2 protein-coding genes and 2 pseudogenes are annotated in these 1,396 nt (G+C 48.6%); all 4 read left to right on the top strand.

Going from position 1 to position 1,396, the window contains the following annotated elements; genetic code table 11:
• Positions 1-163: pseudogene (locus AAY47_RS21900) on the top strand (ORF6N domain-containing protein); the annotation flags it as partial.
• Positions 163-762, top strand: coding sequence for a hypothetical protein (locus tag AAY47_RS19110; protein WP_053014360.1), 600 nt, complete (start codon positions 163-165; stop codon positions 760-762). The pseudogene AAY47_RS21900 and the gene AAY47_RS19110, both read left to right, overlap by 1 nt.
• Positions 763-774: 12 nt before the next feature.
• On the top strand, positions 775-1,119 hold the full coding sequence (locus AAY47_RS19105) for a prophage protein (RefSeq protein WP_047771923.1): 345 nt from the start codon (positions 775-777) through the stop codon (positions 1,117-1,119).
• Between the two features lie 128 nt (positions 1,120-1,247).
• A pseudogene (locus AAY47_RS21895) lies at positions 1,248-1,396 on the top strand (IS4 family transposase); the annotation flags it as partial.

Raw genomic sequence — 1,396 nt, 5'->3', positions numbered from 1 at the left:
CCCTCGCGGAAAGGACGCCTTTATCACCCGTACCGCCGTGTTACTGGAGAAAGGTTGTCACCGCCTGTATGCCCTGTACATGAAAGGCGAACTTCCCATGAAGAAATCATGGAACGGTGAATACCACCACGACAAAGCCATTTATACACCGGAGGGCAAATAATGAGCAAGCAACACACTGAAACAGCATTTGATTACGGCAAGTATGGCGTCATTGTCATCACTGAGGCAGCAAACAGCGAAATCATCAGTTATGCGGAAGCGTTAAAGGCGTTGGACGCGGGTCAGTATGACCGTGACTTATTGTTAGGTTTTGATTTGGTACTGGCTATCTCTCATGGCTGGAAAGCGGGCTTTTATGAGCCAACTAATGAACAGAGTTTAATGTTGTGGCGGTGGTTTGTGTCAGCCTTATTTGTGCAAGAGCAAATAGACAGAAATGGCACTCGTGAAGTTGATAACGGTAAGGGAGGCACTGATACCGCAGCCATCTACGTTAATGGTACAGCGGCAATCACAGTATACCCATTAGCAGAGCGCATGATGTTAGCAACCCATGTTGAGGGGGTCGCCTTTGAGCAGTTCGGTAGCGAAGAAGGCGCGGATATGGCGGTCAGAATGTACATGGATTTTATCAATATGCCGCCAGAGATCGGCAACCGGTTATCTGAGAAAGGACGCGAGGGGCTTTCCATCCTGCACGATGAATTAATCAAAGCGGTAGAGGCTGGCAAGTTTGACACTATGCCAGCCATTCATTAACGGGAGGCTCAGATGATAACGAAAAATTTTCGCCTCAACGCACTGGCGAACACCTACGCAGCCGCTATCTATCACGATGTAACGACCCGTAACGGCGGTGATCACTTCACGATGCAGGTCGGCAAAACAGAAATCAATGTCGCTATTGTCGATGGGGTAAAAGGTATTCGCGAACTGGTGGATAGTTACGCACTGGAAGCCCTACAGCAGAATTACCCGGCATGGGAAGTAATAGCCATTCATCTAATGGAAAAATGCGTAGTCAATGGCTACCTGACGGGCTACGGGCGTGAGATATGGCAAAGCATGATCAATGACATGGGCGACACGCTGGCAGCTAAGGGGATGTTTCAATGAAAATCGACTATCAGGACAAAGGCAGTACGGCGCAAATCATCATTGCCAGTTTCATTACCGAACGCCGCAAGCACCATCGTTGTGTTGATGCCGCCCTGTTAGCTACACCTGTTCGGGCTTCTTCCGTCGGAGGACGGAAAGCAAAAGCAGTCACGCTTGATGTGAAATATGCTCCTGTGACGCTAAAAACTCCCTCGAACAAAACGGGAGATGCTATTCCTCTCTATTATGTTGGGTGTTCAGAGATAGGCAATGAGGATAACAAGCTCAATTGGCA

It is taken from the genome of Xenorhabdus griffiniae, from assembly GCF_001028135.1.
GTDB lineage: Bacteria > Pseudomonadota > Gammaproteobacteria > Enterobacterales > Enterobacteriaceae > Xenorhabdus > Xenorhabdus bakwenae.
This window is presented reverse-complemented; position numbering and strand designations above follow the sequence as displayed.